General features: G+C 69.8%; 15 protein-coding genes and 1 tRNA gene. 6 read left to right on the forward strand and 10 right to left on the reverse strand.

The window, feature by feature from the left end; all coding sequences use genetic code 11:
* Positions 1–10: 10 nt before the first annotated feature.
* From ACZ4UU_RS07130 to ACZ4UU_RS07140, 3 genes are all read right to left on the reverse strand, one after another.
* Positions 11–1,288 carry a wax ester/triacylglycerol synthase domain-containing protein gene (locus ACZ4UU_RS07130; protein ID WP_468037252.1) on the reverse strand — a complete coding sequence of 426 codons (1,278 nt, stop codon included), beginning with the start codon at positions 1,286–1,288 and terminating at the stop codon, positions 11–13.
* Positions 1,289–1,361: 73 nt separating this feature from the next.
* Positions 1,362–1,643, reverse strand: coding sequence for a hypothetical protein (locus tag ACZ4UU_RS07135; protein WP_468037253.1), 282 nt, complete (start codon positions 1,641–1,643; stop codon positions 1,362–1,364).
* 75 nt (positions 1,644–1,718) lie between these two features.
* Positions 1,719–2,501, reverse strand: a complete 783-nt coding sequence (locus ACZ4UU_RS07140) for a hypothetical protein (RefSeq protein ID WP_468037255.1) — start codon at positions 2,499–2,501, stop codon at positions 1,719–1,721.
* Positions 2,502–2,920: 419 nt separating this feature from the next.
* Between ACZ4UU_RS07140 and ACZ4UU_RS07145 the strand changes: the two genes are divergently transcribed.
* The 3 genes from ACZ4UU_RS07145 (at position 2,921) to ACZ4UU_RS07155 (ending at position 4,447) form a co-directional block, all read left to right on the forward strand.
* Positions 2,921–3,409 carry a hypothetical protein gene (locus tag ACZ4UU_RS07145; protein WP_468037257.1) on the forward strand — a complete coding sequence of 163 codons (489 nt, stop codon included), beginning with the start codon at positions 2,921–2,923 and terminating at the stop codon, positions 3,407–3,409.
* Between the two features lie 193 nt (positions 3,410–3,602).
* Positions 3,603–3,887: a hypothetical protein gene (locus ACZ4UU_RS07150; RefSeq protein ID WP_062723757.1), complete on the forward strand. Its 285-nt coding sequence runs from the start codon at positions 3,603–3,605 to the stop codon at positions 3,885–3,887.
* 266 nt (positions 3,888–4,153) lie between these two features.
* On the forward strand, positions 4,154–4,447 hold the full coding sequence (locus ACZ4UU_RS07155; protein WP_468037259.1) for a hypothetical protein: 294 nt from the start codon (positions 4,154–4,156) through the stop codon (positions 4,445–4,447).
* Positions 4,448–4,602: 155 nt separating this feature from the next.
* On the opposite strand, the gene ACZ4UU_RS07160 is transcribed toward ACZ4UU_RS07155, so the two are convergent.
* From ACZ4UU_RS07160 to ACZ4UU_RS07180, 5 genes are all read right to left on the reverse strand, one after another.
* Positions 4,603–4,950, reverse strand: a complete 348-nt coding sequence (locus ACZ4UU_RS07160; protein ID WP_468037261.1) for a hypothetical protein — start codon at positions 4,948–4,950, stop codon at positions 4,603–4,605.
* 336 nt (positions 4,951–5,286) lie between these two features.
* A complete protein-coding gene (locus ACZ4UU_RS07165) occupies positions 5,287–5,601 on the reverse strand; it encodes a hypothetical protein (protein WP_468037263.1) in 315 nt (104 codons plus the stop codon).
* A 255-nt stretch (positions 5,602–5,856) separates the two neighbouring features.
* Positions 5,857–6,222, reverse strand: coding sequence for a hypothetical protein (locus tag ACZ4UU_RS07170; protein ID WP_468037265.1), 366 nt, complete (start codon positions 6,220–6,222; stop codon positions 5,857–5,859).
* 336 nt (positions 6,223–6,558) lie between these two features.
* On the reverse strand, positions 6,559–6,795 hold the full coding sequence (locus ACZ4UU_RS07175; protein ID WP_062723761.1) for a hypothetical protein: 237 nt from the start codon (positions 6,793–6,795) through the stop codon (positions 6,559–6,561).
* A 196-nt stretch (positions 6,796–6,991) separates the two neighbouring features.
* A tRNA-Thr gene (locus ACZ4UU_RS07180) sits at positions 6,992–7,069 on the reverse strand.
* Between the two features lie 215 nt (positions 7,070–7,284).
* On the opposite strand from ACZ4UU_RS07180, the gene ACZ4UU_RS07185 reads away from it, so the two are divergent.
* From ACZ4UU_RS07185 to ACZ4UU_RS07195, 3 genes are all read left to right on the forward strand, one after another.
* A complete protein-coding gene (locus ACZ4UU_RS07185) occupies positions 7,285–8,376 on the forward strand; it encodes an ABC transporter ATP-binding protein (protein WP_468037266.1) in 1,092 nt (363 codons plus the stop codon).
* A gap of 209 nt (positions 8,377–8,585) precedes the next feature.
* Positions 8,586–9,044: a hypothetical protein gene (locus ACZ4UU_RS07190; protein WP_468037268.1), complete on the forward strand. Its 459-nt coding sequence runs from the start codon at positions 8,586–8,588 to the stop codon at positions 9,042–9,044.
* Positions 9,045–9,121: 77 nt separating this feature from the next.
* Positions 9,122–9,853, forward strand: coding sequence for a nucleotidyltransferase family protein (locus ACZ4UU_RS07195; RefSeq protein WP_468037270.1), 732 nt, complete (start codon positions 9,122–9,124; stop codon positions 9,851–9,853).
* Between the two features lie 323 nt (positions 9,854–10,176).
* On the opposite strand, the gene ACZ4UU_RS07200 is transcribed toward ACZ4UU_RS07195, so the two are convergent.
* Together ACZ4UU_RS07200 and rlmB are read right to left on the reverse strand one after the other, a co-directional pair.
* The gene (locus ACZ4UU_RS07200) at positions 10,177–11,808 is read right to left on the reverse strand and encodes a DoxX family protein (RefSeq protein WP_468037272.1); all 1,632 of its coding nucleotides are present in this window, start codon (positions 11,806–11,808) and stop codon (positions 10,177–10,179) included.
* Between the two features lie 146 nt (positions 11,809–11,954).
* Positions 11,955–12,896 (reverse strand): 23S rRNA (guanosine(2251)-2'-O)-methyltransferase RlmB, encoded by a 942-nt coding sequence (gene rlmB / locus ACZ4UU_RS07205; RefSeq protein ID WP_468037274.1) that lies wholly within the window; start codon positions 12,894–12,896, stop codon positions 11,955–11,957.
* Positions 12,897–12,940 lie beyond the last annotated feature (44 nt).

Below are 12,940 nucleotides of genomic sequence, written 5' to 3' on the forward strand. Positions count from 1 at the left end.
CCTGGTGCCGTCAGGGCACTGACGGCGTCGCCATCTGGGCCCATGTCTCGAACTCCGTGACGACCGCGTCGGCGAGCCGCTCCGCGTCGTTCTGGCGCAGATGGCACACCGTGGTGAGCGTGAACGCGTCCCCTGCCTGTGCCAGGGCGAAGCTGACCGTGCCCGGGTGCTGCAAGGGCGGCAGCCCGACCGTGCGCACGAGCCGACGGCCCTGGAAGGTGCCGGCCCCGCCGGGCCACTTCATGGCCGTGGTCGCGGTCGCCGCGAAGCAGTTGTGACGCCCGCGGTCGGCCAGCAGCCCGGTGACCCAGGGCCCCGCCCGGCGAACCGCTTCTGCGGCCGGGAACAGCACGGTGGCGTGCGCGGCGGCCCGCTCGGGCACGCCGGCCATCGCGGCCTGACCGGCCCGTAGCCGCGCCACGGGACCGTCCACGTCGACGGGCAACGGAACCCGGACGACCGTGAGGGTGTTCCCGAGTTCGCCCGTGGTCGCCCCGGTGCGCAGATCGCACGGTACGGCCGTGTAGACCGGTTCGTCGCGCTGGCGCCACCGCCGCACCGGCCCGTACCGATCGCGCAGCGCCCCGGCCACGGCGCCGACCAGCAGCTCGTTCAGCGTCGCGCCCCGCCCGTCGGCGGGCTGCCGACGGGCGGATCGGACCGTGTGCGCGGGCAGTTCGCGCACCGCGACCGAGGAGCACGGCTCCCCGGGCGGCCGCATCGGAAGGGCCTGTCCCGCGGCCGACATCGCCATGAGCTCCCTGCCCGCCGCACGCAGTCCGACCCGCGGCGGCGGTGTCGACCGCACCGACTCCCTCGCCGCGGGGCCGTCCATCAGCGCGCGCATCAACATCGCCAGTGACCGCCCGTCCAGCAGCGCGTGCTGAGCCACCAGCGCCAGCGCGAAGTCACCGCCGTGCGCCGCGTCCGGGACCACGTGGAGCCGCCAGGGCGGCAGCCCGCCGGTCAGCGGCCGGCCCACGCTGCGCGCCCACAGGTCGTCCAACTTGGTCGGTGCCACGCCGACATGAGCGCCGGGATCGAAGGGCCCCGGAACGGCCCACCGCATCCGTCCCCGCCGCCCGAACAGCCGCTGCCGTACCGCCGTTCGGCCGTCGCGAGGGCCGTCGAGCACGCAGTTCATCCGCTCCAGGCCCGCCCACCGCTCGGCGACACGCGCCCGCACCTGCTCCACGTCGGGCTGCTCGCCGGAGAGGACCACCGCCAGGCCGATCACACCCGGACACCCGTTGAGCAGCAGCATCTCGTCGGCACAGGACAGTCTCATGCGGTCTCTCCGGCTCGCAGTCCAAACGCCCGCCCCGTGATGGAGCGGGCGTTGAACCGACACTTCCTACGGTCTACTTGAGCGCTCCGCTGTTGCAGCCCATGTCCGAGCCGAGGTGGCTGGGCTGCGCGCCCGGGGAGCCCTCACCGTTGAGCGCGTTGCCCAGCGCGCCGTTGACGAGACCGAGGCTGCCGAGGATGTCGATGTTCATGTCGTGCGAACGGCACTCGATGCCCTGCGTGATGTCGAGGTCGTGGGCCATCGCCTCACCGTGGGCGGCGGCGGTACCGGCGCCGAACGAGCCGACGCTGCCGAGGACGGCGCCCACGAGGGCGACCTTCTGAAGCTTGCGCATTTCTTCTCCGTTGGTCGAGCAGATGGGGTGTGCGGGGGATCGAGCGAGGAGGCGGGACACGTACGGCCCGCTGCGTCAGCCGAGTCGGGGCAGACCCAACTGGCCCACGGGCGGCGCCGCGACCTGTCCCAGGCCGAGGCCGGGCACCTGCGGGGCGCTGGCCGGCGAGATCAGCGGGTTGATCAGCGGGTTCACCTCGGGGTTCACCTGCGGGTTCACCTGCGGGGCGACCCGCGGCGGGGGCTCCGGGTTGAAGACCTGCGGCGCGGAGACCTGCGGAGCGACCTGCGGCATCACCTGCGGCGCCGTCTGCGGGGTGACCTGCGGCACGACCTGCGGCGCGACGGGCTGGGGCGCGGCGGCCGGGGCGGAGTGCGGCGCACCGGAGGCCTGCGCGTAGCCGCCCGACGAGGCCGAGGCGGAGGCGTAACCGCTCTCCTGGCGCGGGGCGGGCGCCGGGGGCGCGTAGTGCGGGGCCGGCTGGGGCTGCGGACGCGGCTGCGGACGCGTGGCCTGCGCCGCACCCGTCGAACGGGCCGAAGCCGTGACCTGGGGCTGCGGCGGGGCGTAATGGGGAGCGGGCGCCGGGGCGTAGTGGGGCGCCGCGTACTGCGGAGGAGGCGCCGGAGCGTACTGAGGCGCCGCGTACTGCGGAGGAGGCGCCGGAGCGTACTGGGGCGCCGCGTACTGGGGAGGAGGCGCCGGAGCGTACTGGGGTGCCGGATATTCGGGAGCGGGAGCCGGCGCGGCACCGCTGTACCCGACGGGATAGTCGGCGGCCTCGCTGACGCCGGCACCGATGGCGGTCAGACCGCCGGCCGCCGCTACGACGAGCGCGGCCTTGTGAAGCTTGCGCATGGAACCCTCGGCCCTTCATTACCTGTACAGGGAAATCCGTTGTATTCAGTCAGTCTTGCGTGCGCTCAGTCTGATATTCGTACTGCGCCCTTACAGGGGTAATGCCTGAGCTGTCATGTGGACTTCACGCCGGAGCAGGCAGCGGATCCCGTCACCTCTCTCTGATTACAGATCGCTGCCCTCTCTCAGCTGGCAACGACATTTCCCTGACCAGGTCACGGGATCCAAATTTCCGTCACTCAATTGCCATCGATCGGATAAAAGGCTCTAATTAACACCCTCTGGCAAATGAGTGACGACTTCTGCGCGCACGTGACCGGTCCCGCGCTTCTCTCGTTCCCCCCAGGGTCAGAGCGATGGTGCATCGCAGCCGCATTTCCATATGTTCCATGCACAGGTCAATGAAGGGCCGAGGTTCCATGCGCAAGCTTCATCAGGTCGCGCTCGTCGTAGCAGCAGCCAGTGGTCTGTCGGCCATCGGCGCCGGACCCAGCGTCGCCGACGCGCCCGTCGGATACGGCGGTACCGCACCGGCCCCCGCCGGTCAGCCGGACGTCCAGGCCACCTCGTGGGGCAGTTCGCAGGCTTCCGCGCAGTCCTCCAACCTGCCGGCCGCGCACGGCCAGGCGGCCCCGGCCCCGCAGCGCGGCGCCGACGTCAGCCCGCAGGTCAGCCCCCAACTGAGCCCGAAGATCAGCCCGCAGGTCAACCAGCAGCCGGCCGCGGCGCCGTCCGGCCCGATCGAGCAGGCCAACCTGTTCCGCCCGTACCAGGAGTGCAGCCCTCAGTCGCTGGTCAACGCGGCCGTCCCGGTCGCCGTACTGGCCGCCTCCGAGACCCGCGGCATCGACTGCGACCAGGCCAACAGCCAGGCGAACTCCCTCGCTCACGCCCGCTACGCGCGCTGACGGCAACGCCGCGGGGAGATCCGAACCTCATCTCCTTCGCGGCTACTCGATGCGGCTTTTGGGTGCTTTCGGCATGAAGCGCGGACTTCGGCGTGCCTCCGGGACATATCGGGATACTTCGTATTAATCTTCCGTAACTGTACGAAGTCGATCTTCTACAGATCGCACCCACCTCACTCCACCGGAGAAGAACATGCACAAGGTTCGCAAGGCTGCCGTCATGGTCGTCGCCGTCGGCACCATCGGACTGCTGGGCGCCGGCACCGCCACCGCCGACGGTCACGGCGGCAAGGACGGGGGCAAGTTCAGCGTCCTCCAGAGCTCCAACTGCAAGTCGCACGACCTGAACGTCGACGTCCTCGGCCAGGTCGGCGTCCTCAACGGCCTGCTGGGCAGCGCGCTCAACGGCGAGGGCGACCCGGGCGCGCAGGACACCCACCTCGGCTCGTCGATGGGCTGCAACAACAGCGCCTTCTAGGCACTGACGGCCGCGCAGCCGGCCGAAGCGGGAAACAGTCCCGGTACCGAGCCCCCAGGCCCGGTACCGGGACTCCTTTTTGTGTCACGCTTTTGCTCGCGATTCCTCGCGAGGGGAGTAATTTCCGGGCCATCGGCCAAGATGGTGAGAATTTTCTGAATTCGGCGCGCCGCCCATTGCTCCGGAATATTTCCTATTAGCCTCCGTAACTGTTCGAAGTCGGTCCGAAATGGATCGCAACCCACTTCACTCCACCGGAGAAGAACATGTACAAGCTCCGCAAGGCCGCCGTCCTGGTCGCCGCTCTCGGGAGCGTCGGTCTCCTGAGCTCCGGCGCCGCCCACGCCGACGGAGGCGGCTGGGGCCAGAAGGGCACGAACGTCGACGTCCTCCAGAGCAGCAACTGCCGGTCGCACGACGCCAACGTCGACGTGCTCGGCCAGGTCGGTGTCCTCAACGGCCTCGGCGGCAACCTGCTGAACGGCGAGGGCAGCCCGGGCGCGCAGGAGACCGGGCTCGGCTCGGAGATGGGCTGCAGCAACAGCGCCTTCGGCAAGTGACGTAAACCGCTTCCTTTCCCGGTGCCCCGGCCTTCCGGCCGGGGCACCGGGCTTTTCGCGGGCCGCGTCCCGCCCCAGGGAGCGCCGTCCGGAGACCGAGAACGCGAATGCCGGACCAGGATCACTCCCGGTCCGGCATCGGCCGCTGACCTGTCTCAGAAGTCGAACTTGGGGATCTTGACGCCCTTGGGCAGCTTCGCCGTGTTGTTGCACTCCACAACCGGACCGGACTTCACGGACCCGCCGTTCAGCATCTGGTCCCGGGGGCCGACGACGCGCGGCCGCTCGACCGTCGAGCAGTCCTGGCTCTGCTTGAGGACGTAGCCGTTGCGCTTGTCCTTGTGGACGACCTCGCTCTTCTTGACGCAGACGATGTCTCCCTGGGCGGTGAACGAGCAGGCGCCCTTGGGATCGTCGGCGTACGCCGGCGCGGCGCCGCCGTAGATCACGGCGAGAGCTCCCAGGAGCCCCGAGACGGTTGCGATCTTCTGTCGACCGTTCATGTACGGCGTTCCTTTGCAAAGGTCGGGTACGACGGAACTGCGGCAGCCCGGCCGCGCTCCCTGACGGGTCTGCTGCGCGGCCGGGCTGCATTTGCTAAGGGTGTTGTCCAGCACACCGTTGAAAACAGCTCGGTCTGGTCCAGGAGCTGGGCGTTCAGACCGCGCGATATGCATAACGGTGTTCCGACGGATATCGATGCGCCTGTCGTGACGCTTCGCGGCGATGGCCTAGCGGGCCGGCTGTGGCGTGGCGTCAGAAGCCACCCGCCCCGCGGCGGTCACGACGAAATCACAGTGCCCTGAAACCCGCGCATCGGACCCTCGGCGTCTTTCTGCTTACTGAGCGGTGTACGACGGGGTGTACGACGGAGCGCTGTACTCGCCGTATCCGTACTCCGGCGCGGCGGCCTTCGGAGCGGCCTCCGGCGCGACCTGCGGAGCAGCGGCGGGAGCCGCCTCCGGAGCCGCGTGCGCCTTGTCGGTCGGCGCACCCCAGTTGGCCACGGCGTTCGCCGTCGAGGTGGCCACCGCGGAGACGACCTGACCGTCGAAGTCGCCCTCGTGAGCGAAAGCGGTGCCGGCACCGGCACCGAAGGCGGACAGCCCTGCGACGGCCGCGGCTACGACCGCAACGCGCTGAAACCTGCGCATAATCTGACCCTTTCTTCCCGGGCACGAGGCCCTGGTTGACTACTTAGTGTGAGCATATACACGTAATCCGTAGCAATTTGGGATCTTTGACCCTTCTCTGTGTCGTGTCGGCTTATAAGGCAACGGCGTTCCCCCGAGGCCGAGTCACGGGCGACGGAACACGGTCACCCGATTGCCGCTCGGCCGCTGTCCGGGTGCGAAACAGCGGATGGCCGCACCGGTCAACCCGGTGCGGCCATCCGCTGTTTGAGGGGCTCAGCCCAGGAGGCGGGCCAGCAACGGGCTGGCATCGCTCGTGTCGTTGTTGTCGGCCGCGGCCGCGGGCGTCAGGTCGGAGCAGGTGATGTGCGGGCCGATCCGCGTCTGCCCGTTGGCCAGCAGGCCGGGGGTGGGCAGCGTCAAGGGCTTCGTCGGCTGGCAGTTCATCGACCGGCGGACGGTGAACCCGTCACCTTCGGGCGTCTGCCCCTGGAGCGTCTGGGTGCAGACGATGTTGCCCTGGGCGTCGAGCGAGCAGACGCCCGGACCCGCGGCGGCATGCGCCTGGCCGGCACCGAGACAGGTCATGGCAAGGCCGCCGAGAAGCCCGGTGACAGCCGCGATCTTCTTTCCGTTGAACATGTGTTGCGTCTCCTTTTGCGGGGGGTTGCCCGGGCGCAATACACCGCGAACCGGCCGCGCCGGGCCCTGGGGGTGTCGGAGAGACAGGCCCCTGCACCCGGTCCATGTCCGGGGCATCGGGGGCCTTTTCGCTTACGAAGTGAAGGACCGACCTGAGGGTGACTGATCCGCGAGGGACCAACCGCTCATCGGCGCGCCGGAGTTCAGGAGCGCAGCGAACGCATACGGGCCGGAGGAGCGGCCTCGCGCTCCGGGCGGCCGCACATGAACGGGCCCCCTCGGGGGTGACCCCGAAGGGGCCCGCGGAAGGCGTCGCGCACGACCAAGCCGCCGACCTCAGCCGGTGAAGGCGTTGTTGAACTGGCCGCAGGTGGTGTCGAAGGTCTCGGAGAGGCCGAGCACGGCGATCGGGATGTCGGCCTCGCCGACCGTCTGCGGGCTGCACTCCTGGTACGGGCGGTACAGGTCGGACACGGTCGGCCCGCTCCCGTACGCGACACCGGTACCGGCACCGATGGCGGACAGGCTGCCGGCCGCCGCCGCGACGATCATGACCTGGTGAAGCTTGCGCATGGAACCCTCGGATTTCATTACATGTACATTGAGGCTGATTGCCTACTGTGACTGAACAGACACTAGCAGTAGCGACGGTATTCCATACCGGCACATGTCCCGTGTCCCAACGGGGACATGAGGGTGCGGGCGAATGAAAAGAAGGAATGAAAAACGAACCGCGGGGCGGTTGTCGTCGACAACCGCCCCGCCTGTTTGGAGCCCCCTGTCGGATTCGAACCGACGACCTGCTGTTTACAAGACAGCCGCTCTGGACCAGCTGAGCTAAGGAGGCCTGCACGCGCTGTCAGCGCGCGCCCGTGCAGTGTACCCAGGTTCCGAGGGGGCCCCGTCGAAAATTTCCGCGAAGTTCACATGCCTCCAGGTACTGACATACAGGCGAACGCCAGGTACCGTCCAGATCCAGTCCGCACATGTGGACTAAACCAACCACCTTCCTACAACGGATCGTCCGGCACGTTCCTGCCGGTAGAAGGGGGCCCATTCACCATGGCCACTGTCTCGTTCGACAAGGCGACCCGGATCTACCCGGGTTCCGAGAAGCCCGCTGTTGACGCGCTCGACATCGAGATCGAGGACGGCGAGTTCCTCGTTCTGGTCGGCCCGTCCGGCTGCGGCAAGTCCACCTCGCTCCGCATGCTCGCGGGGCTCGAGGACGTCAACGCCGGCGCCATCCGCATCGGTGACCGCGACGTCACGCACCTGCCGCCGAAGGACCGGGACATCGCCATGGTGTTCCAGAACTACGCGCTGTACCCGCACATGACCGTCGCCGACAACATGGGCTTCGCGCTCAAGATCGCCGGCGTGCCGAAGGCCGAGATCAAGCAGAAGGTCGAGGACGCCGCGAAGATCCTCGACCTCACCGAGTACCTCGGCCGCAAGCCGAAGGCGCTCTCCGGTGGTCAGCGTCAGCGTGTCGCCATGGGTCGCGCCATCGTGCGTGAGCCGCAGGTCTTCCTCATGGACGAGCCGCTGTCCAACCTGGACGCCAAGCTCCGTGTCTCGACCCGTACGCAGATCGCGTCGCTGCAGCGCCGGCTCGGCATCACCACCGTCTACGTCACCCACGACCAGGTCGAGGCCATGACGATGGGCGACCGCGTGGCGGTCCTCAAGGACGGTCTGCTCCAGCAGGTCGACACCCCGCGCAACATGTACGACCGCCCGGCCAACCTCTTCGTCGCCGGCTTCATCGGCTCCCCCGCCATGAACCTGGTCGAGGTGCCGATCACCGACGGCGGTGTGAAGTTCGGCAACGCGGTCGTCCCCGTCGACCGTGACGCGCTCTCCGCCACCACCGACAAGACCGTCACCGTGGGTGTCCGTCCCGAGCACTTCGAGGTGACCGGCTCCGACTCGGGCCAGGGTCTCGCGGTCACCGTCAACGTGGTCGAGGAGCTCGGCGCCGACGCGTACGTCTACGGCACCGCCAAGGTGGGCGGCGACGACTCCAAGGACCTCGTCGTCCGCGTCAGCGGCCGTGACGTGCCGGAGAAGGGCAGCACGCTGTATGTCGTCCCGCGTTCGGGCGAGACCCACGTGTTCTCGACCTCCACGGGTGCGCGGCTGTCCGACTGAGGCAGCACAACCCCGGGTAATTCACCCAGGTTGACGAAGAGGGCCCCGCAGACGGCTGCGGGGCCCTTCTCGTTGTCGACAAATACCCCGGCATACCGGTCATTTCGAGGGCTGTGCGTCAACGCGCTACCCAAAAACAAGGCCCTCTTCGTCCCCCGAACCGGTGACTAAATGTCGCCATGTCAGCACCGAACGCTACCCTCACTCGCGTGAAGCACTCCACCATCCAACAGACACGACGCGGCCACCGGGGCCCCGCCCGCCAGCTCGGCCGCACCCTCGCTCTCGTCCTGCCCGTCTTCCTGGTGCTCTCCGGGACGCTCGCGGTCACCCGGGTCAACTGGTCGGGGGACCCCTCGGACTCGGTGCTGACCGCGACCGACGTCTCCAGCGCGGGCAAGGGGAAGAACTCCGCTCCCCGCGCGCCACAGGACGTGCTGCGCGACCAGCTCCTGACCGAGTTGCAGGAGAAGAACCCCGGCGTCGCCCTCACCCACCTCCAGCAGGCCGTCGACGAGCGCCCGTCGCTGGCGAGGCACTGCGCCTCGATCGCCCGCGCGCTGGGCCGCGCGGCGGTCCGTGTGTACGGTCCGACGCGGGCGCAGTCGTACGCCCGACCCGTCTGTGACACCGCGTTCGCCTCGGGTGTGGCCGCGGCGCACAGCTAGCGGATGGTTACCGGCGGGCTCTTGCAGAACGGTTGTCGGCCCGATGCCGCGAGCGGGGCGCCGCGTACAGTTCGGTCATGACTGATCCGAACGCCGCGTCCCGCCCCGTTCAAGCCGTCGTCCTGGCCGGGGGCCAGGGGTCCAGACTCCGCCCGTACACCGACGACCGGCCCAAGCCGATGGTCGAGATCCCCGGCACGGGGACTCCGATCATCGGCCACCAGCTCGTTTGGCTGGCCGAGGAGGGCGTGACGGACGTCGTGGTCAGCTGCGGGCATCTCGCCGAGGTGCTGCAGGACTGGCTGAAGTCGGCCGAGCTGCCGGTCCGTGTGACGACGGTCGTCGAGGCGGAGCCGCTCGGGCGCGGTGGTGGCCTGAAGTACGCGGCCGCACATCTTCCGCATCCGGATCAGCCCTGGTACGCCACCAACGGGGACATCTGGACCCGTTTCTCGCTGCGCGACATGGCGGACTTCCACACGGAGCGCGACGCGGTCGCCACGCTCGCGCTTGCGCGGCCGCGCATTCCGTGGGGCGCGGTGAAAACCGACGGCTTCGGGCACATCACCGACTTCATCGAGGCACCGCCGTCGACGTTCGAGATCAACGCCGGTGTCTACGTCTTCTCGTCCGCCTTCGCGGACCTGCTCCCCGCCCGGGGCGACCACGAACGCACCACGTTCCCCCACCTGGCACGCGAACGCCGCCTGGCCGGGTTCCCCATCCCCCAGGGCGCGTACTGGCGAGCCATCGACACGGCGAAGGACCTCACGGAGGCGGCGAAGGAACTGGCCGCGCTGGGTAGGTGAGCGGGGGGTGCCTGCGGCGGCCGGTGGCTGTCCGGTGGCCGTTCGCGCAGCGCGGTTCGGTGGGTTGGTGGGCCGGGGCCGTCGAGGACGAGGCCACCCCCAGCCCCCACCCACCCACCCCCAGCCCGTCCGGCGTTTGAGGACGAGGCCCGGAGGGCCGATAGCGGGGGTCCAGGGGGCGGCAGCCCCCTGGCGGGGTCGAAGGGGCGGAGCCCCTGGGGGATGGGACGGGTAGGGGCGGCGGCGGCGGCGAGGAAAGGGCCAGGGTACGGCGATGGGCCCCGGAGGGGGTTTCCGGGGCCCATCGGCGATGCAGGGGGCGGTCAGCCCAGTAGGCCGCCTACCAGGCCCGGTTCGTCGGGGGACGAGCCGCCCGTTGAGCCGCCACCGGAGGACGGGCCCCCGGAGGTCGGACCGGTACTGGTGCTGGGCACCTCGTCGGCCGGCGTCGACTGCTGGGGCGGAGCCTGCCCGGCCGTCCCCTGCGTCTGGCTCGGCGTACCGGCACCCCCGGTACCAGCCTCACTCGTGGCCCCCGGCGTCGTAGCGGCCCCCGACGGGGTTGCCGCCCCCGACGTGGCACCCTGCGTGGGCGAGTTGGAGGCCGACGGCGTCTTCCGGTGCCGCTGACCGGGCTCCTGCGGGAGCGGCGAGCCCGGCAGCTCGTTGCGGGGAGCCTCTCCAGGTCCGGGCACGACCACGCGGTCGGCATCGCGGACCGCACCGCCGAGCAGTGAACCGATCAGCAGGGTCAGCCCGATGACGATCGCGGTGACCAGGGCGCCACGGCGCAGGACGTACTGACGCAGCTCCCAGATGTCGGAGCGCGGGCCGAGCCGGCGCCAGGCCATGCCCGCCAAGCGGCCGTCGATCGAGTAGACGGGCGCGCCGGCGATGACCAGCGGGGACCAGGCGGCGAGGTAGATGATGTCGGGGGCGTCGTAGACCGGGACGCTCTTCCAGCTGACGGTGACCAGGAGCGCGGCGGAGAGCAGGGCACCGACCACCGCGGCCACTCGCTGCCAGCAGCCCAGGACCGTCAGAACGCCGACGATGACCTGGAAGAACGCGATGACCAGACCGGATCCGACCGGGTGCTCGAGGGCGAACTGGCGGAGGGGTTCGGCCACTTCCCAGGGGTGCAGCGTGTTCAGCCACTTCACCATCGAGCCGCGCTTGCCGCCGTCGAAGTAGACGGGGTCGCACAGCTTGCCCATGCCGGCGTAGATGGAGATGAAGCCGAGGAAGACCCGGAGGGGGAGGAGCACGACGCCGAGGTTCATGCGGCGGCCCGGGTAGTAGGCGTGCCGCGCCGGGTCGTCGCCGGATCGCCTGAGCGGGATGTCGGGCTCGTCCGGGCCCTGGGTCTCGTCTGCGAAACCCTCGCCGTCGTAGGTGAGTTCCTCGTCGTACGCGCTCTCGACCGTGCGCATGTTCGGGAGCAGCCGCGCCTCGAGCGACTCGTGGGTGCGCTGTGCGCCCACGATCGGCGTCTCGACGGTCTGCTCCAGAACGTCGTCGTAGCCCCCGTCGTAGCCGCCGCCGACGTCGACTCGCGGGATGACCTGGGTGCCCCCGCCACCGGGGAGCGGTTCGTCGCCGTGGCGGACACTGCCGTCCCGGACCGCCTGGAGGAGGCGGTGGGCGCCCGTGTCGTCGGGCGCGGACGTGCCGTTCCAGACGGCGACCCGGCGGCGGGCGCCGGTGGCCGCCCCCGCTCTGCCGGTCGCGTTGACTACGGGGATACGGGCGGTGTCCTCGGTGGCGCTCAAGTGCCGTGTGATCCGCGGGGATTTGCTACGCCCGGTCGACGCGCCCAACAACACGCGGAAACTCGCGTGATTGACGATGACCTGCGCCGGATCGCTCGGCACCTTCACCATGCTCAGCGCGGGAGCGTCGTCGTATCCCGACGAGCGGTCCCCCGTGGGTGTGCGGGGTGTTCTGGTGTCCACACTCAACTAACCGAGTGACGTGTGGTTTGGACACTGCCTTGACCGGTCCGATCTGTCCGGACCGCGTCAAGGATGCGCAGGTCGCACCACTGTCACCAGAATTAACCCGCACGGGTGACGCCACGGATGTCTGTTCAGGCGGCTGATCAGACGCGTCGGCGGGCCGCCTCGTAGAGGACGATGCCCGCCGCCACACCGGCGTTGAGCGACTCCGCGCCGCCCGGCATCGGGATGCGTACGCGGAAGTCGCACGTCTCGCCGACCAGGCGGGACAGACCCTTGCCCTCGCTGCCGACCACGATCACCACCGGGCCCTCCAGGGCCTGAAGGTCACCGAGTTCGGCCTCGCCGTCGGCGGCCAGGCCGACGACCACGAGGCCCGCCTTCTTGTACGACTCCAGCGCCCTGGTCAGGTTCGTCGCGCGGGCCACCGGGGTGCGGGCCGCCGTACCGGCGGACGTCTTCCAGGCTCCGGCCGTCATGCCCGCCGCGCGCCGCTCCGGGACGACGACGCCGTGGCCGCCGAAGGCGGAGACCGAGCGGACCACGGCACCGAGGTTGCGCGGGTCGGTCACGCCGTCCAGGGCGACGATCAGCGGGTCGGTGCCCTCGTCGTATGCGGCGGCGGCGAGGTCCTCGGGGTGGGCGTACTCGTAGGGCGGGACCTGGAGGACCAGGCCCTGGTGGTTCAGGCCGTTGGTCATGCGGTCCAGCTCGGGGCGCGGAGCCTCCATGAGGTTGATGCCGCCGCGGTCGGCGGCGAGCTGGAGGGCCTCACGGACGCGCTCGTCGTTGTCGATGAACTGCTGGACGTACAGCGTCGACGCGGGCACGCCCTCGCGGAGGGCCTCGACCACCGGGTTACGGCCGACCACCAGCTCGGACGTGCCCTTGCCGCCGCGGCCGCGCGGTGCGGGACGGCGTACGGCCTGCTTCGCCTTGGCGCCCGCGATGCGGTTCTTCTTGTGTCCCTTGCGCATCTCGGCGGGCGGCGTCGGGCCCTTGCCTTCGAGACCCTTGCGTCGCTGGCCGCCACTGCCGACCTGCGCGCCCTTCTTGCCGGACATGCGGCGGTTGTTCGCGGCCATGACCTACCTGTCTGTCGTGAGCGTTCGAATGTACGTCTATGCAG

The organism is Streptomyces sp. NPDC028907 (genome assembly GCF_055564995.1).